13 protein-coding genes and 1 pseudogene are annotated in these 18,028 nt (G+C 69.7%); 8 read left to right on the top strand and 6 right to left on the bottom strand.

From position 1 onward, the window contains the following. Positions 1-112: 112 nt before the first annotated feature. Positions 113-631 (top strand): GNAT family N-acetyltransferase, encoded by a 519-nt coding sequence (locus OG266_RS43430; RefSeq protein ID WP_371552342.1) that lies wholly within the window; start codon positions 113-115, stop codon positions 629-631. Between the two features lie 63 nt (positions 632-694). On the opposite strand, the gene OG266_RS43425 is transcribed toward OG266_RS43430, so the two are convergent. After that, the gene (locus OG266_RS43425; protein WP_371552341.1) at positions 695-1,369 is read right to left on the bottom strand and encodes a chaplin; all 675 of its coding nucleotides are present in this window, start codon (positions 1,367-1,369) and stop codon (positions 695-697) included. A 289-nt stretch (positions 1,370-1,658) separates the two neighbouring features. On the opposite strand from OG266_RS43425, the gene OG266_RS43420 reads away from it, so the two are divergent. Together OG266_RS43420 and OG266_RS43415 are read left to right on the top strand one after the other, a co-directional pair. Beyond that, the gene (locus OG266_RS43420) at positions 1,659-3,287 is read left to right on the top strand and encodes an alpha/beta hydrolase (RefSeq protein ID WP_371552340.1); all 1,629 of its coding nucleotides are present in this window, start codon (positions 1,659-1,661) and stop codon (positions 3,285-3,287) included. Between the two features lie 161 nt (positions 3,288-3,448). After that, positions 3,449-3,976 (top strand): DUF4232 domain-containing protein, encoded by a 528-nt coding sequence (locus OG266_RS43415; RefSeq protein WP_371552339.1) that lies wholly within the window; start codon positions 3,449-3,451, stop codon positions 3,974-3,976. A 31-nt stretch (positions 3,977-4,007) separates the two neighbouring features. Here OG266_RS43415 and OG266_RS43410 read toward each other — a convergent pair whose 3' ends face one another. Further along, positions 4,008-5,270: an arginine deiminase gene (locus OG266_RS43410; RefSeq protein ID WP_371552338.1), complete on the bottom strand. Its 1,263-nt coding sequence runs from the start codon at positions 5,268-5,270 to the stop codon at positions 4,008-4,010. Between the two features lie 62 nt (positions 5,271-5,332). Further along, a pseudogene (locus OG266_RS43405) lies at positions 5,333-6,705 on the bottom strand (amino acid permease). A 150-nt stretch (positions 6,706-6,855) separates the two neighbouring features. Here OG266_RS43405 and OG266_RS43400 point away from each other — a divergent pair. Together OG266_RS43400 and OG266_RS43395 are read left to right on the top strand one after the other, a co-directional pair. After that, positions 6,856-7,953 (top strand): chemotaxis protein, encoded by a 1,098-nt coding sequence (locus OG266_RS43400; protein ID WP_371552337.1) that lies wholly within the window; start codon positions 6,856-6,858, stop codon positions 7,951-7,953. Positions 7,954-8,005: 52 nt separating this feature from the next. After that, positions 8,006-9,031 carry a Gfo/Idh/MocA family protein gene (locus OG266_RS43395; protein WP_371552336.1) on the top strand — a complete coding sequence of 342 codons (1,026 nt, stop codon included), beginning with the start codon at positions 8,006-8,008 and terminating at the stop codon, positions 9,029-9,031. Here OG266_RS43395 and OG266_RS43390 read toward each other — a convergent pair. Beyond that, on the bottom strand, positions 9,021-11,051 hold the full coding sequence (locus OG266_RS43390) for a phosphocholine-specific phospholipase C (protein ID WP_371552335.1): 2,031 nt from the start codon (positions 11,049-11,051) through the stop codon (positions 9,021-9,023). The genes OG266_RS43395 and OG266_RS43390 overlap by 11 nt on opposite strands. Before the next feature lie 124 nt (positions 11,052-11,175). Next, positions 11,176-12,216 carry a medium chain dehydrogenase/reductase family protein gene (locus OG266_RS43385; RefSeq protein WP_371552334.1) on the bottom strand — a complete coding sequence of 347 codons (1,041 nt, stop codon included), beginning with the start codon at positions 12,214-12,216 and terminating at the stop codon, positions 11,176-11,178. 132 nt (positions 12,217-12,348) lie between these two features. On the opposite strand from OG266_RS43385, the gene OG266_RS43380 reads away from it, so the two are divergent. Together OG266_RS43380 and OG266_RS43375 are read left to right on the top strand one after the other, a co-directional pair. Then, positions 12,349-13,032, top strand: coding sequence for a TetR/AcrR family transcriptional regulator (locus OG266_RS43380; RefSeq protein WP_371552333.1), 684 nt, complete (start codon positions 12,349-12,351; stop codon positions 13,030-13,032). Between the two features lie 279 nt (positions 13,033-13,311). Beyond that, the gene (locus OG266_RS43375) at positions 13,312-14,742 is read left to right on the top strand and encodes a PP2C family protein-serine/threonine phosphatase (protein WP_371552332.1); all 1,431 of its coding nucleotides are present in this window, start codon (positions 13,312-13,314) and stop codon (positions 14,740-14,742) included. A 25-nt stretch (positions 14,743-14,767) separates the two neighbouring features. On the opposite strand, the gene OG266_RS43370 is transcribed toward OG266_RS43375, so the two are convergent. Further along, entirely contained in the window at positions 14,768-16,267 is a 1,500-nt protein-coding gene (locus OG266_RS43370) for a hypothetical protein (RefSeq protein WP_266470286.1), read from the bottom strand. Between the two features lie 232 nt (positions 16,268-16,499). Here OG266_RS43370 and OG266_RS43365 point away from each other — a divergent pair, with 232 nt between their 5' ends. Then, positions 16,500-17,642, top strand: a complete 1,143-nt coding sequence (locus tag OG266_RS43365) for an aminoglycoside phosphotransferase family protein (protein WP_266470284.1) — start codon at positions 16,500-16,502, stop codon at positions 17,640-17,642. Positions 17,643-18,028 lie beyond the last annotated feature (386 nt).

The following is an 18,028-nucleotide window of genomic DNA, read 5'->3' as shown; positions in this document are numbered from 1 at the left end:
TTCCTTTCGTCGGGGTGGTGTCGCGGGGTGTGGTTACCGTCCGCACCTCGGCAATCCTTCCCGATCTCCACGGGGATCACTGGCGAAAACCGCGCTCATAAGGTTGACGCTCATGAGCATCAACCACGTGACTTTGCGCCCGGTGGCCGAGGACGACCTGTCCGTCATGGAGCGGTTCCTCATGGAGCCGGAGACGGCCGAACCCTTCCAGTGGTTCGGCTGGTGGGACATCGGGCGCTGGCGGCGCCAGTGGGCGGAGAACGGTCTGATCACCGAGGATTCGGGATATCTGATGGTGGTGCGTGACGACGAGCGGCTGGGATTCGTCGCCTGGCGGAAGATCGTCTCCAGCCGGACCACTCACTACTGGAACATGGGTATCGGGCTGCTGCCCGAGGCACGCGGCAAGGGAGTGGGCACCGAAGCCCAGCGGCAACTGGTCCAGTACCTCTTCGCCCACACGCAGGTGATACGTGTCGAGGCCGACACCGAGGTGGACAACATCGCCGAGCAACGCGCCCTGGAGAAGGTCGGGTTCACCCGCGAGGGCGTGCTGCGCAGTGTCGTGTTCCGCAACGGTCACTGGCGCGACGGCGTGCGGTACGGCATCCTCCGCGGCGAGCTGGGCTGAGGAGTCGTCAAGGCCCCACCGGTCACGAGTCCGGTGGGGCCTTCCGCTCTTGCCGGGCCCTGGTCAGCGAGTGGCGGCCGGCCGGAATCGCCGGTACAGGACGGCTCCGCCCAGGACCAGCGCCGCGCTCCCGGCGATCGCGGGCGCCATCTGGTCCGCGCCGGTCTGAGCGAGGGAGGCCACAGGCCCCGACGGCGTGCCGGGAGGCGCGTACTGCGGCTTGGCGGGCGGCGCGGACGGCTTGGGCGCGGGCTTGACGGGGCGGTCGGGCCGGCCGCCGGAGGTGTTCGTGGACTCGTTGCCGACGGCCGCGTTGCCGATACCGACGACGCTCACGGAGTTGCCGGTGACGTTGACCGGGAGATGTACGGGAAGCTGCACGCCGTTGCCCGAGAGCACACCTGGCGAATCCTTTCCGCTGCTCTGTGCGGCGGCACCTCCGCTGCCGTTCTCCACCGCACCGCCCTGCGTTCCACCGGGCGCCTCGGCCCCGCCGCCGCCCTCGTTGGCACAGCTGTTGCCCGCCGCCGGGTTGAGGACCCCGACGACGTTCACGGTGTTCCCGCACACGTTCACGGGAACGTGCACCGGGAGCTGGATGGTGTTGCCGGAGATCAGCCCGGGCGAGCCCGCCGCGGTGCCGTCCGCCGCGGAGTCGGCGTACGCCGGCATGGTCACGGCCATCGCTCCCGAGGCGGCGGCTGCTGCGATCAATCCATTTCGGGTAACCCGTTTCATAGGGTCCCTGCCTTCCAGACATGGTCGCGGGCGGTCGCCCGCATGCCATAAAACGCGAGAGAACCATCCGAGTTATGGCTAATCGGTCTTTCACCCCATCGAGCGTCATGGTTATCGAACTGGTGAGGCGGCTCGTACGAGGGCCATCGGCGCTTGCCGAGCGTGCGGATCGGCCCCGCGCAAGGCGCGCAGAGTAAGGCACCGCGGCCCGTTCCGCTCGCCCAGAGGCGTCCACCGGTACCCGCCCTTATCGTGAGCGAGGGGGCAGCCGGGCGTCCTGGAGGCATGCATGCTGTCCGTGCACCAACGCTGCGCGTTCGCCGGAGCCACGACCGTGACGCTGGCCCTGCTGGTGGCCGGACTCCCTTCGGCGGCGAGGGCCGCCGACACACCAGACCTGTCACGCTTCTACGGCCAGCGCATCAAGTGGGCCGCGTGCGAGGGCTACGGCATGCCCGAGGATCTGCAGTGCGGGAAGGTGACCGTCCCGCTGGACTACGCGAACCCGGGTGACGGAACGCTCGACGTGGCGATGGCCCGCTACCGCGCGACGGGAAAGTCGAGGGGTTCGGTGCTACTGAACTTCGGCGGGCCCGGAGGCGCGGGAATCCCTCAACTCGCTTTCGGTGGCGAAGACTTCATGCATCTGACGAACGGCTACGACGTGGTCACCTTCGATCCGAGAGGCGTCGGCCAGTCCTCGCCCGTCAGTTGTGGCGAGGGCGGCGACGAGTACTACGGCACGACGGACGGCACCACCGACAGCGGCGATCCGCAGGCCGCCCTCAAGGCGTTGCGGAAGACCGCCGACGAATGCGCCAAGCACTCGGGGCCCGTACTGGCCCACATAGGCACGGTCAACGCCTCCCGGGACATGGACGTGATGCGGCAGGCGCTCGGCGACAAGAAGCTCAACTACCTCGGCTTCTCCTACGGAACGCGTCTGGGCGCGGTGTACGCGGCCCAGTTCCCCAAGAAGACGGGCCGGTTGGTCCTCGACGGCGTGGACACGCTCACCGAACCGCTGTCCGAGCAGGGACTGGTGGGCGCCGCGGGCCAGCAGACCGCGCTGGAGGACTTCCTCACCTGGTGCACCAAGGATCTGTCCTGTCCGTTCGGGCGGGATGCGCGCAGCGCCCGAAAACAGGTCGTCCAGCTCGTCGACTCGCTCGACGCGGACCCGGTTCCGGCCGACTTCGGCCAGGAGTTCTCCGGCCAGGACCTCGTGGGCGCCATAAGTCAGGCCCTGTACAGCCGCCAGATGTGGCCCACGCTGGCGCAGGCCCTCAACTCCCTGCTCCAGGACGGCGACACCCGCTGGCTCATGCAGTTGTCGGGCGGCGCGGCCCTCCCCGGCACCGCCGGGAGCACCCGGCCGGGCGGACCGGCGGTGGCACCCCGCAAGGACGACGAGCTGACCGTGACGGCCAGCCCGGACGGCGGTCTCGTCGACCCGGTGGACGTCCCCATCGACAACCTCCCGGCCGCCCTGATGGCGATCAACTGCGCGGACGACCCCGACCGGCCCACCGCCGACCAGGTCACCAAGGAGATCGACGCACTGCGCGCCGAGTACGCGCAAGTGTCCCCGGTCTTCGGCGAGTACCGGCTCACCCAGGTACTGACGTGCTACGGCCGCCCCAAGGGCACCGACTACATACGCGACGAAGTACGCGACGTCGACACCCCGAAAATGCTCCTCGTCGGCACCCGCGGCGACCCCGCCACTCCGTACCGCTGGGCCCTGGAGACCGCCGAGCGGCTCGGCTCCTCGGCGGTCGTGCTGGACAACAAGGGCGACGGACACACCGGGTACGCGTCCTCCGAGTGCGTGCATCAGAAGGTCGACGACTTCCTGCTGTACGGCTCCCTGCCGGACAACGGCAGCTCCTGCGGGCCGCCGGACTCGGGCGACTGAACCCGGGGGCGAGGATGCACCGGGAAATGCAACAGCCACGTAACACGGACAAGTCGGCTACAACCCCTCGAACCCCCCGGCCGTCACACTGTGCGAGCGTCGCCTCGACCGGGCACGCCGCAGTACCCGTATACATGTCCATCACAGGGGGAACACCACTGATGCGTATCCGTCCCGTCCTCGCCCTCGCGACCGCCGCCGCGGCACTGCTCGTCGCCGCGCCTCAAGGTTCGGCCGCAGGCCAGGGCTCCGCCGCCACCAAGGTCGCCGCCTGCCCGGAGAAGTCCCTCACCCTGGCGGCGCACCAGTCCGCGAACCCCACCGTCGTACACATCAGCGTCACCAACCACTCGAAGCGGACCTGCACCGTCGACCGCATCCCGACCGTCACCTTCGGGGACCTCGACGGCGCGGCTCAGCCGGTGCCCGCCGGGGACAGCGGGCCGTACCGGATCGGCGCGGGCAGGACGGCGTACGCCGCCGTACGCACGATCGCCGACCTGGCCGACCCCGAGGCCCGTCGGGTGCACTCGATCACCGTCTCCGCCGATCCGGCGCGGTTCGGCCGCACCTTCACGGCGAAGGAGCTGGGCGCCGGTGACGCCGTGCGCGTATGGGAGCCGGTGACGACATGGTGGAAGCCGTCGGTGACCGCCGCGGACAAGGCACTCGGGCTCAACCAGGCATGAGGTCCGGGGCGCGGAGGGGCCGGCGAGCCGCTCAGAACTCGACGGGGTCCCGCAGGATCGGGCACGTCATGCAGTGGCCGCCGCCCCGGCCGCGCCCCAACTCGGCGCCGACGATGGTGATGACCTCGACGCCGGCCTTCCTCAGCAGTGTGTTGGTCTGGGTGTTGCGGTCGTAGGTGAAGACCACACCGGGTTCCAGGGCGACGGCGTTGTTGCCGCTGTCCCACTGCTGGCGCTCGGAGGCGTACACGTCTCCGCCGGTCTCGACGACGCGCAGTTGCGGCAACCCGAGGGCCTTGGCGACGACTTCGGTGAAGGGGCGCGAGCCCTCGTCGGTGAGTTCGATGCCGGGGGCCTTGTCGCTCGGGCGGAGGGAGAAGGTGTGGACCGCGTCCATGATGGTCGGGTAGAGGGTCACCAGGTCGCGGTCGGCGAAGGTGAAGACGGTGTCGAGGTGCATCGCGGAGCGCAGCTTGGGCATACCGGCGACGATGACGTGCTCGGCCGCCCCGTTCTTGAACAGCGCGGCCGCGACCTGGGTGATCGCCTGCCGTGAGGTGCGCTCGCTCATGCCCATGAGGACGACGCCGTTGCCGACCGGCATGATGTCGCCGCCCTCGAACGTGGCCTGCCGCCAGTCGAGTTCGGGGTCGCCCCACCACACCGTGGAGCCGGCGTAGTCGGGGTGGAAGGTGTAGATGGCCTTCATCAGGAGGGTCTCGTCGTGCCGGGCGGGCCAGTAGAGGGGGTTGAGCGTGAGGCCGCCGTACAGCCAGCACGTCGTGTCGCGGGTGTAGAGCGTGTTGGGCAGCGGCGGCATCAGGTATTCGCGCGCGCCGGTCGACTCGCGGGCCAGTGCGAGGTGGCCGGAGCGGAAGTCGTCCGGCAGGTCGCCGGTGGCCAGACCGCCGATCAAGTACCGCGCGAGCGTGGCGGGTTCGAGGGACCCCAGGAAGGCCCGGGTGTCGTCGACGGGTCCGAGTCCGACCTCGTTGGCGGTGATCTTCCGGTCCAGGAGCCAGTCCCGGGCCACGGGGATCGCCATCGTCTCGGCGAGCAGGTCGTGCAGTTCCACGACGTCGACGCCTCGTTCACGCAGCTTGTTGACGAAGTCGGCGTGGTCGCGCTGGGCGTTCTCCACCCACATGACGTCGTCGAAGAGCAGGTCGTCGGAGTTGGTGGGGGTGAGCCAGCGGTGTGCGAGGCAGGGCGCGCAGACCAGCACCTTGCGCAGCCTGCCGACCTCGGAGTGGACGCCGTACGCCGTCCCGTTGGTGCTGTCCTGACTGGTCACGGTGTGCCTTTCTCCAGGTCGTCCGGGCCTTCCGGGTCTTCCGGGTCTTCCGGGCCTTTCCGTCAGAGGCTGATCCAGCCCAGCGCCAGAGCGACGATCCCGAGGATCGCGCCGGCGATCGAGACGGCGAGGATGACGAGTTCGCGGGGCGAGAACAGCTGTCTGCCCTGCTCGCGCCTGGCCATCACGAACAGGATCGTGGCGGGCGCGTAGATGATGAACGAGACGAGGAGGTACTTCAGCCCGGCCGCGTAGAGCAGGAAGGCGGTGTAGACGGTGGCGAGCGCGGCGACGAGGAGGTCGCTGCCGGGGCCCGCGCGGGCGATCTTGACGGCGAAGCCCGCCGCCAGCAGGAACGGGATCAGTGTCAGCGCGCTGGTCAGGTCGAGCGCGAAGTTGAAGGCGTCGTCCGAGAACAGCGTGACGATCAGCACGACTTGGGTCAGCAGGGTCGTCATCACGAGCGCGGGTGCGGGTACGTCGTCGCCGATGGAGCGGCCGAGGAAGCGGGGCATGTCCTCGTCCTTGGCGGCGACGAACAGCACCTCGGCCGCCATCAGGGTCCAGGCGAGATAGGCGCCGAGCACCGAGACGATCAGGCCGACGCTGACGAAGACCTGCCCCCAGGTGCCGACGGCGTGCTCCAGGACCTCGGCCATGGAGGGCTGCCGCAGCTCGGCGATCAGGGGAACTCCAGGACGGTCGCGCGCCCCACACCCTCGCGGCGTTTGACGTGCCGTGAGTACGCGTTCGCGCGGATATGGTATCGCCGCCGCCCAGCGCGGGTGCGACGGCGCCGACGGCCGGAATGCTGAGGACCCAGTACGTCGCATTGCCGACGCAGGCGCTGGCCCATTGACGTCCTCGCCGCCTTGAAGGGCGACGACTCCGGTCCGTACCGCTGACGCGACACCACCGTGGGTTCCTGCTTCAGCGACCTGTGCCGTTCCGTGAGGAGCGGTCTTACCTGGTCTCCACAGGCGTGACTTCCCGCCCGTCCGGCGGTAGGTCCGCCAACTACGTTGTCAGACAATCCGACGTTAGCAGTGGCCCTGCGGCCATCGGAGCCGCTGGGCCAAGGATGCCCTTCACCTCCACCCTGGAGGGTGGAGCACTGCGCAAATGTTCGATAGCCGAACGCCGAGAAGAAACCCAGGTACTCGCCGAGGCCGGCCTTCGCGTAGGCGTAGACGCCCGCGTCGAGGTCCGGTCTGCGGATGGCGAGGCGCTGGAAGACGAAGGCGAGCATCAGCATGCCGGTGCCGGCGACGGCCCACGCGATGAGGGCTCCGGCCACGCCCGTCTCCTGGGCGAAGCGGCGGGGCAGTGAGAAGACGCCGGCTCCGACCATCGAGCCGACGACCATCGTGGTGAGCGTCAGGAGCGTGAGTTTGGCGGCGGGTGGCGCCTTGGCTTCCACGTCGGCCTGCGTCATGGGCGTCCTAAGCAGGTCATGGTGTCCTACGACGGTGGGGCACCGGCGTCCGGCGACGGTGACGAGGACTACGCGATCTGTCGACGCGAGCGACCCCAGCAATCAAATGCACCAAATGCCCGATAAGCGAATTGGTCCTATCGTGCAGGTATGGAGCACGCACTCAGTCCCGCCACCCTGACCGAACTGCGCAGGCCCCGGCCGTATCCCGCGGTCTCCGTGCTGACGCCTACGCATCGCCGCGAGCCCGACAACGCCCAGGATCCGGTCCGGCTGCGCAATGTGGTCGCCGAGGCCAAGAAGCAGCTGGAAGCCGATCCGTCGGTCACCCGCGAACGGCGGATGGACCTCGTCGAGCAGCTCGACCGCGCCCTCGCGGAGGTCGATCTGACGCACGCCGAGGACGGCCTGGCCATCTTCGCCGCCCCCGGTGAGCACCAGGTCTGGTCGCTGGCCCGTACCGTGCCGGAGCGTGTGGTGCTGTCGGACACCTTCCTGACCCGCAATCTCGTCGCCGCGCAGGCCTCCGAGCGGCCGTTCTGGGTGCTGTCGGTATCCGCCGACCAGGTCACGCTGTGGAACGGCGGAGCCGACCGGGTCGCCGAGGAGCACGCCAACGGCTTTCCGCTCACACGGAGCCTGGAGGACCCGGACGCCGAGCGCCAGGAACGCGTCGGCGACCTGCCCAGCACCTTCCGCGACGAGCAGACCCGGCACTTCCTGCGCGACGCCGACACCGCCGTGAGCGCAGTCCTGCGCAGGCACCCCCGGCCGCTCTACGTCACCGGTGAGACCGCCGCTCTCTCCCTCCTCGACGAGATCGGCACCGTCACCAAGGAGGCCGCGCACATCCCGCACGGCGGCCTCGCGCACGGCACGCCCGACGCCGTGTGGCAGGCGGTGCATCCCCTGATCACCGCCGAGGCGAAGAAGGACGTCGACGCGGTGGCGCGCGAGCTGGAAACGGCACGCGGTCGCAAGGCGTTCGCCGCCGGAGTCGACGAGGTGTGGCAGAGCGCGACCGAGGGCCGCGTCCAACTGCTCGCCGTCGAGGAGAACTACCGCGTGACCGTACGCGACAACGGCGGCGACCATCTCGTCCCGGCCGAGAGCGGCGACCTGGACGCCCGCGAGGACATCGTCGACGAGATCGTCGAACAGTGTCTGGAGACCGGCGCCGAGGTCCGCTTCGTTCCCGACGGCAGTCTCGGGGACGCGAAAGGGATCGCAGGGGTGCTGCGTTACTGATCTCCACGGCCGACAATGATCCTGAACTGTCGGCTGGAGAGGTGCGGAGCACGTGAGTGAACTACTGGGTGTAGCGGTCCTGGGTGCGGGGCACATGGGTGCCGACCACATACGGCGAATCGACCGGGTGGTGGGCGGCGCTCGGATCGCCGCGGTCGCCGATCCCGACACCGGGCGGGCCAAGGACGTCGTGACCGGAATCGACGGCGTCTCGGTCCACGCCGACGCGACGGCCGCGCTGGACGCACCCGGCGTACAGGCCGTGTTGATCGCGTCCCCCGGGCCCGCGCACGAGGAGGCGCTGCTCGCGGCCTTCGCGCGCGGTCTGCCGGTGCTGTGCGAGAAGCCGATGGTGCCGGATTCGGCCGGGGCGCTGCGGGTGGTGGAGGCGGAGGCGAGGCTCGGCCGGCGGCTGGTGCAGGTCGGGTTCATGCGCCGGTACGACGCCGAGTACCAGCGCCTCAAGTCGTTGCTGGACAGCGGTCGGCTGGGGCGTCCGCTGATGCTCCACTGCACGCACCGCAATGTCTCCTCGCCGCCCGGTTTCACCACCGCGATGCTGGTCAACAGCTCCGTCTCGCACGAGATCGACGCGGCACGCTGGCTGCTCGACCAGGAGCTCACGGCCGTGACGGTGCTGCGCCCGCGCTCGTCCTCGCACGCCCCGGAAGGTCTCGTCGACCCCCAGCTCGTGCTGTTCGAGACCGCGGAGGGCGCACTGGTCGACGTGGAGATCTTCGTCAACTCCGGCTTCGGCTACCAGGTGCGGTGCGAAGCGGTCTGCGAGACGGGGAGCGCGCGGATCGGGGACGAGCACACGATGGTCGTGACAACGGCCGGCGGGGCGTACGAGGAGGTCGCGCAGGACTACCTCGTACGGTTCGCGGACGCGTACGACCGTGAGGTGCAGGCATGGGTGGACGCCACCCGCGAGGGCCGGGTCACCGGACCGAGCGCCTGGGACGGGTACGCGTCGTCCGCCGTCGCCGAGGCGGGAGTCCGGGCGCAGGAGAGCGGCGGCCGGGTGACCGTCGAACTCGCCCCGCGCCCGGAACTCTACGAGCCGGTCAACCGCTGACGCTCGCCGCGCCCGTCTCGATGTGCCCGGTGAACCGGCGCGACCAGCTCGCGTCGGAGTCGACGGTGACCGTGAAGTCGTACCAACCGGCCTGGTACGCGACGGCGTTGAAGTAGTCCTCCGCCGAGGTACCCGCGGCGACGGTGTACGTCCAGGGACCGTCGCCGCGGTACTGGTTCGAGGTGATCGTGAACTTCACCGAGGAGGAGGCGCAGTTGGCCATCCTGAAGTAGATCGCCGTCTTCCCGGTGCCGGGCTCGGTGGCGTAACGGGTGCTCACCTCCACGGACTTGCCCGCCTGTGTCGCGTCGCCCTTGAAGCGGCGCAGGAAGCGGTTGGGGCCGGTCATGGAGATGTCGTACTTCCCTGCGCCGTACCCGGTGCCGATGTTGAAGTAGTCGGAGGCCGTGCCGCCCGCGTCGACGGTGTACTGCCAGGGCGTGGTGTCGCGGTAGGCGTTCGGGTGGATGGAGAAGTGCGCGGCGCTCCTGGCCGGGGTGCCCTGGTTGGCCATGGTGAACCAGGCGAGGATCTTGCCGCCGGTACCGAACTCCAGGTGATCCAGGTAGCCGTTCGGCTGGTACGGGAGGGCGCGGGCGGGGCGGGTGCCGGGTTCCTGGGCGGGCAGCGCGTTGGTGGTGGGCACCGGGTTGGGCAGTGGGCCGCAGGTGCCGAAGCCGATGACGCTTGTCGCGGGCAGCGTGGCGGCGCCGTACACCGGGTGCGCGAAGTCGAAGGCGCCGGTCAGGTCGCCGGTGACCTTGCGGCGCCAGGTGCTGATGTTGGGGCAGGGGGCGGGCTTGCCGAGCGCGCCGGTCCAGGTCTCCAGGAAGCGCAGCACGGAGGTGTGGTCGAAGACCTCCGAGGAGACCCAACCACCGCGCGTCCAGGGCGAGATGACGAGCATGGGTACGCGGAATCCGAGGCCGTACGGCACGCCGTTGAGGAACTCCCCCGCCGTGCCCGCGGGCGGCGCCGGCGGCGGTACGTGGTCGAAGAAGCCGTCGTTCTCGTCGTAGTTGAGGAACAGGACGGTCGAGTCGAAGACCTCCGGGTCGGCGGCGAGGGCGCGGTAGACGAGGTCGACGAAGTGGGCACCGTCGCCGGGCGGGGCGTACGGGTGCTCGGAGAAGGCCTCGTTGGCGACCACCCAGGAGACCTGGGGCAAGGTGCCCGCGAGGACATCGGCCTTGATGGCGGCGGCGATGTCGTCGGGCGTGGAGCCGGTGACCGCCGGCACGGAGGACATGCCCCGGTCGTGGAGTGGGTTGCCCGCCTTGGCGTCGGTGAACTTCTTGAAGTACGCGCAGCCGTTGTCGCCGTAGTTGTCCTGGGCGTTCTGGTAGACCTTCCAGGTCACTCCGGCCGTCTGCAGCGCCTCGGCGTAGTTCTGCCAGGTCAGCCCGGACTCGTCGCCGCCGTCGTAGCTGGTGCTGTCGACCTTGCCGCTCCACAGGTACGTGCGGTTGGGTCCTGTGGCGCTGAGCGTGGAGCAGAAGTAGGCGTCGCAGATGGTGTAGTTGTCGGCCAGCGCGTAGTGGAACGGGATGTCGGAGCGGTCGAGATAGCCCATCGTGCGTACGTTGCCGACGCCCGAGACCCAGTTGTCGAGTCTTCCCTTGTTCCAGGCGGAGTGCTGCGAGGACCAGGAATGCGGGAGGTCGCCGTTGCACTGCGCGAGGGTCTCGCCGTCCGTGCCGCCTGCGGCGGGCGTCGAGCTCAGCTTCCAGGGGTACTGTCTGCCGCCGCCGTTCGGCTGGTTGAAGACGGAGTGGCCGCCGGAGAGCGCGATACCGCTGCGGTCGCCGAAGCCGCGGACGCCGTTGAGGCGGCCGAAGTAGTGGTCGAAACTGCGGTTCTCCTGCATGAGGATGACGACGTGCCGTACGTCCGAGATCGTGCCGGTCGCGGTTGCCGCGGTCCCTGCGGCTTCGGCCGTCCGCGAGCCGACGCCCATCGCGGCGCCTGCCGCGACAGTTGCGCCGAGCCCCACGAACCCTCTTCGGCTGATCGGTGTCATTCGCCCGCCCTCGTCACCGGAGTGCCCCTGCGGCACACCGCGCGCAAGCGTGCACGGGGCGATCGTCAAGGGCCATGCCTGCGTGGTGAGGCGGGGATGAACAGCCGTAGAACCGTGATGGACGTCAGATGTGGGTGTCGGGGACGAGAATCACCTTGCCGGTGACGGTGCCGGACTCCGCCAGCCGCATGGCCTCCGAGGCCTGGCTGACCGGGATGCGGGCCGCGACCTGGGCCTTGATGGTGCCGTCGGCGAGCAGGGCGAAGACCTGCCCGAGGTCCCTGCGGAGGCGGGCGTGGAAGGCGGCCGGACGGCGCTTGCCCGCCCAGATGTTGTAGAAGTGCGTCCGCCGGCCGTTGGGGAGCAGCTTCCAGAGGAAGAGCCGCCCGACGAGCTTGAGGACGGGCAGCTTGGAGGATCCGGTGACGTCCCGGGTTGCGGCGCTGCCGTACGAGACGAGCGTGCCCCCGCGGGCCAGCAGCCGGAAGGAGCCGACGATCCCGTCACCGCCGACGTGGTCGAAGACGGCGTCGACTCCGTCTGGCGCCAACTCCCGCACCCTGGCGGGCAGATCGGCCGCACGGTAGTCGAGCGGCAGCGCGCCGAGCGCGCGCACCGCGTCGTGGTGGCGGGGCGAGGCCGTGCCGATCACGCGGACGCCCGCGTGAGTGGCCAGTTGCACCAGGGTCGAGCCCACGCCGCCGTTCGCGCCGTGCACCAGCACCGTCTGTCCGGCGCGGACCTTGGCGACGCGGTGCAGCATCTGCCAGGCGGTGATGCCGTTGACGACCACCGTCTCGGCGTCGGCGGGGTCCAGCGCGCCGGGAACCTCGACCAGGTCGGTGGCCGGCAGCACGACCTGACTGGCCCAGCCGCCGACCTTGGTCAGCGCGGCGAAGCGGCGGCCGATCAGCGTGGCGTCCACTCCCCCGCCGACCCGGACGACGACTCCGACCAGGTCGTAGCCGGGGATGAAGGGGAACGGTGGCTGGTCGTAGTACTTGCCACGGCGCATCTGCTGCTCGGCGAACGACACCCCGGTCGCCTCCATGGCCAGGACGACCTCGCCGGCCGCGGGCTGCGGCGCGGGGCGCACGCGGATCTCCAGGCCGGACGGCGCCACCACGCCCGGGAGGACGACTTCGGTCACGTTCTCGCTGTTCATGACGGTCAAAGCCCTTCGTTTCGTAATAGCTTCACGTGTTCGTGATAGGTTCTAACTAAAGCTTGCTCCTCTACATTCCGTAAGTCAAGCTCAAGGTCAAGGACCACCGGCAGCAGACGAAGAGGCGACGACATGGCCGCAGAGAACCGGACCAGGCCCGGCCCGCGCGATCGGTTCCGCGCGCAGGTACGACAGGAAGTCAAGACGGCGGCACTGCGGCAGCTGGCCGAGGGCGGCCCGGAGGCGCTGTCGCTCAACGCCATCGCCAAGCAGGTCGGCATGACCGGCCCCGCGCTCTACCGCTACTTCGCCAACCGGGACAGCCTGCTCACCGAGCTGGTCATCGACGCGTACGGCGACCTGACGTCCACGCTCGCCCGCGCAGCCGAAGGCACGCCACAGGACGCGGCCGCGCGCCTGACGTCCGTCGTACGGGCCTACCGCGACTGGGCCCTGGCCGAGCCACACCGCTACCGTCTGCTCTTCCGGGCGCCCTTGCAGGGCTATGACGCCCAGTCGACGAGCCTGGTGGAGGCCGCACAGCCGGCCATGACCGTCGTACTGGACGTGGTGAGTGCCCTCGCGAATCCGGACACCGCGGTTTCCCAGGACTCGGGGGCCCAGTTCGAGGAGTGGATGAAACGCCACGGAATCGAGGACGTGACGACGGCGGTCGCCTCACGCGCCACGATTCTCTGGGCCCGCCTGCACGGCTTGGTGAGCCTGGAGATCGAGGGCAACTTCGCCTCGATGGGCATCGACCCGGCCCCTCTCTTCGAGGCCGAGGTGCAGGACTTCGCACGCCGGATTCCGTAACGCGGAGGGGCTAGCACAAACGACCCTCGAACAAGAGAATGACTGGAGCGCATGCGTAGCCTCGAACACCTTCAAGTCGCGTATGCCGCCTACGACTTGACCACGCCGGACGCGTACCGAACACGTGCTAGGTACCCACTCCATGGGGACTGTGGCATATGCCAGGTGCACCACCGTATCGTGTGTTGCCAAATCCCTTACAGCGCGTCGCAGGCTGTGCGACAGTCGTAACGGTCCTTCCTCAGCCTTGGTCGTACCGTCCCCGCATCGGAGTACGTCATGCCCTCCCATCTCTCTGCGGATCGCTCAGCCGCCCAGCCGCCTCAGCGCGGCACGGTTGACGCGCTCATATCGCAGACGCGGCGGCTGCGCGGCGAGGTGGACGCCGTACGGCGTGAAGCACCCGCCGACGACGAGGACCCGCAGGGACGCTGGCAGCGTGCGCTGTGCAATCTGGCGCTTCATCAACTCAACGACCTCGACCAGCACTTGGCCCAGCTGCGGGACGGACCGCCCACGGCGCCCGTCCAACCCGCACCCGCCCCCGCCGTCCGAGCCGTGCCGGTCACACCCCGGCGCGGCTCGCTGCTCAGCCGGGTCGGCAGCGCCGAGTGGAATCTGCTGACGGACGAGGCCAGTTGGTCGGGGGAGCTCTACCAGCTCCTGGGCCGCGACCCCGCCGCTCCCCCACTCACGCTCGACGAGCTGCCGTCTCTGGTGCTCGACGAGGACCGGCCGATGCTGACCGCGATGGTCACGGACTGCCTCATCGACGCCAAGCCCATCGACGGTGAGTTCCGCATACAGCGCCCCGACGGCGGGGTGCGGACCGTGCACATGATGGGCGAGCCCGTGCTCGACGCCGACGGCAGCACCGTCTCGATGTGGGCCGTGCTGCGCGACGTCAGCGAACTGCGCAGCAGCCAGCGGAAGGTGAGCGAGACCCGTGACTCGCTGCAGCGCCAACGGCACATCGCGCAGACCGAGCACCGGCTCGCGGTAGAGCTGCAGGAGGCCGTGCTGCCGCCGTGGCGTGGCTCCCTGCGGTTCCCGCAGCGGGGGCCCGAGACCCTGGACCTCGCCGCCCGCTATCTGCCGTCGTCGACCAGCGCACTGGTCGGCGGCGACTGGTACGACGCTCTCGAACTACCCGACGGGGAAACCCTGTTGAGCGTCGGTGATCTCACCGGCCACGGAATCCCGGTCGCTTCGGGCATGGCGATGCTGCTCGGCGCCCTGCGCGGTATGGCCATGTCCGGCACGCAGCCGGGCCAACTCATGTCCTGGCTCAACCAGTTACTGGACGCCACCGTCCAACCGGCCCTCGGCAGCGCCGTCTGCTGCCGCTACCGGCCCGAGACCCGCACCCTCACCTGGGCACAGGCAGGACACCCCGCCCCGCTGCTGTTCCGCAACGGGACGGGGCGCATACTGCCGGCGCCGGACGGCGTGCTGCTCGGGGCGACCACGGGGGCCACCTACGGGCAGGCCGAGGAAACGCTCGAGGACGGCGACCTGCTGCTCCTGCACACGGACGGACTTGTCCCCCGGCGCGGTGGCGCAGTGGCCGCACCGAAGCTGCTCGCTCTGGCCCCGCGCTTCCACGAGGCGCGCACGGCACAGGACTGTGTACGGACGGTTGTCGAGGAATTCGGTGAGACCGAGCGCGAGGACGACGCCTGCGTGCTCGTGGCCAGGGTCGGCCCCTGACGACCGGACTTAACGTCCCTGAGACCTACGCCCGCGCGCTGTTGCCGCCCTTCGGCTTGAACGTGCCCTTCGGCAGAGCGAGTTCGATCTCCTCACGCAGTTCGTGGATCTTCGGATAGCTGGAGTACTGCCCGGTGAGCCGGTACATCTCGCGCAGCCGGTCCCAGGTGCGGTGGGAGGAGTTGGCCCCCATCGACGTCAGGGCCAGTCGCGCGTACCGGTCGGCCTGTTCGGGGTCGTCGGCGATGAAGCAGGCGGAGGCCAGGGAGATATGGTCGAAGATCTGTGACCTCTCTCTGCCCGACTCGCGCAGCTTGAGCGCCTCCTTCGCATGGCGCTGCGCGGTGGCGGCCGCGGCCGGCTCGTGTTCGGCGAGGGTGCGGTAGGCGAGGGCCTGCATACCGTGCATGTCCGCCTCGTCGAACATCTGCATCCAGCTCGGCGGAGGTACGTCGCCCCGGTCGGAGACGAACAGGTCCTCGGCCTCGCCGAGGGTGCGCCGCATGGCCTGGCCCTTGCCCATGGAGGCCTGTGCCCAGGCCTCGATGGTGTAGAGCATGGCCCTGGTGCGGGGTAACACCTCTTCGCCGGAACCGGACTTGGCGAGTTTCATCAGGTCGAGTGCGTCGTCGGGCCGGCCCAGATGCACCATCTGGCGAGCCGCTCGTGAGAGCGCCTCCCCGGCGCGGGGCCGGTCGCCGCCCTCACGGGCCGCGTGGGCGGCGATGACGAAGTACTTCTGAGCCGTCGGCTCCAGGCCGATGTCGTGCGACATCCAGCCCGCGAGGACGGCGAGGTTGGCGGCGACGCCCCACAGGCGCCGCTGCAGATGATCGGGGTGTCGGTAGGAGAGCATTCCTCCCACTTCGTTGAGCTGGCCCACCACAGCCTTGCGTTGCAACCCGCCCCCGCGGGCGGCGTCCCAGGCCCGGAACACCTCGACCGAGCGCTCCAGTTCCTCGATCTCCTGCGACCCGATGGGGGCGGCCTCGTAGCGGTCGAACCCAGCGGGGTCGGCGTGCAGGGGATCGTCGAAATCAGGGGCGTCGGCCGCGAGGGCCGGATCGGTGTGCAGCCACTCGTGCATGGCAGAACTGAGTGCGGAGCCCGCGGCAAGCGCGGCACCCGCGCCCACCAAGCCGCGTCGGTTGAGCATGAGGTCCATTCCCGTGAATTCGGTGAGGACCGCAGCAGTCCGCTCGGGCGCCCACGGCACTCCGTCGGGATTTTCCACACTCCCGCCGCCTGGCCGTTTCCCCACGCGCCCGTGCCGGACCAGACCGAGGTCCTCGATGGTCACGACACGGCCGAGACGCTCGGTGAACAGAGCTGCCAGCACCCGCGGAACCGGATCACGCGGGATCTCTCCCGTGTCGATCCACCGCCGCACCCGTGAGGTGTCGGTCGCCAGTTGGGGGTGGCCCATCGCCGCCGCCTGCCGGTTGACCATTCTCGCGAGTTCGCCCTTGGACCAGCCGGCCAGGCCGAACAGGTCCGACAGACGAGTGTTGGGTTGTCCGTTCACGTCAAGCCCCCAGGTTCTCGGCTGATTTGACAGTAACCGCCTGTCAGTTGCTGAGCGACTATTCGCCAGGGTTCGCCAGGGTGCGCCAGATGGTGTGCCACTGGGCATCCGGTGTCAGGTAGGAACGCGCCACCCCGACCCGGTTGCCTCAGGACATTCCCCAGGGTGCACCAGGGCGGCCGGGGCGGGTAGCGCGGCATCTTGCAGGCACACGAAGGGATCTGTTTCGCCCATGTACACAGCATCGTCCTCCGTGTCCGCCCCGCCCCGGTCGCTGCACCCCCGCCCGGCCGGCAGCGGCCCCTACCTCGACCCCGCGCGTCCCGCGGCGGGCCCCGTGCTCGGCGCCGGCAGGACACGGCGCGTTCCGGGGCTCGGCACCCAACCGCTCAGCGGGAGACTCGACTTGTCCGGCCCTCAGGGCGCACAACTGCGCACGGCGATCGCGTCGGTGCACCGGATCTGCCCGGAGTTCGCTCCGGTCCAGGTGCTGCGCCGCAGTGGACGCTCCGTGCTCCTGGTCGGCACGACCGGGCGCAGCACGGCCGTCGCCAAGTGTTTACTGGACCACTCCCCAATCTGGGCGGAGCGGATCCGGCATGAAATAGCGGCATACCGCTCGTTCGTGCGGCACCGGCCGCCGGTCCGGGTGCCCCGGCTGATCGCGGCGGACCCGGACAACTGCACCCTCGTGATCGAGCGGATGCCGGGCCGGGTGGCCGCGCTGCAGCGGCATCCGGCCGAGGCCCCGCCCCGCGCGGACATCCGGGCGGCGCTGGGCGCGATCTGCCGGCTGAACGCGTGGCGGCCGCCGGCGGGGACGTTCAACGCCCCGCTGGACTACGCGGAGCGGATCTCCCGATTCCACGGGCTGGGTCTGCTCACGGACCGGGACATGGGCGATCTGCAGAAGCTGGTGCACGGCATCGCGCACTCGTCGGGCCGTCAGGGCATGGGCCAGTTCTGTCACGGCGACGCACTCCTGTCGAACATCCTTCTCTCACCGGCCGGTCCAGTGCTGGTGGATTGGGAGCACGCGGGATGGTATCTGCCGGGGTACGACCTGGCGACGCTGTGGGCGGTCCTCGGTGACGCTCCGGTGGCACGGCGCCAGATCAGCCAGCTCGCGCAGTCGGCGGGACCGGCGGCGCGCGACGCCTTCCTGGTGAACCTGATGCTCGTACTGACTCGTGAGATCCGCACGTACGAGACGGCCATGCAGCGTTCGATGCACGATGCGACCCCGGCGGCACCGGGTCCGGCCCACCCGGGTGCTGCGCCGTCCGGCGAGGAACAGCGGCTGCTGCTGCGGCGGCTGCACGACGACTGCCAGATGGCCCGACGGGCCGTCCGAGCGGCGGTCGGCACTCGCTGACGGGGATGGTGGTCCGCGGTCGCGCCTTGGACAGGGGCGCACCGCGGACCTTCGTCATGTCCGGACGCCGGGGCGCCATCGGCCGGGCCAAGCTTCCACCGACCGGGTCATGCCTCCACCGGCCGGACACGCGTCCACGGACCGGCCATGCGTCCGGGGACCGGCCATGTCTCCGGGGACCGGGTTGTGCGTCCACCATCCGGGTTATTGGTCCACGCCACTGACGCTCCGCAGGCGGGATCGCCGCCGCCACGAAACCCCTTCCACCCCTCGCTGACATGGGAAATCGCCTGCCTCTGGGCATGATTGACGGATCGTCGGAGACCCGGTACCACTGACGCACGTTCGGCCCCGCACGCCCCACCGCGCTCGACCGTCCCAGGAGG

The sequence above is a fragment of the Streptomyces sp. NBC_00554 genome, assembly GCF_041431135.1.
Lineage (GTDB): Bacteria > Actinomycetota > Actinomycetes > Streptomycetales > Streptomycetaceae > Streptomyces.
This window is presented reverse-complemented; position numbering and strand designations above follow the sequence as displayed.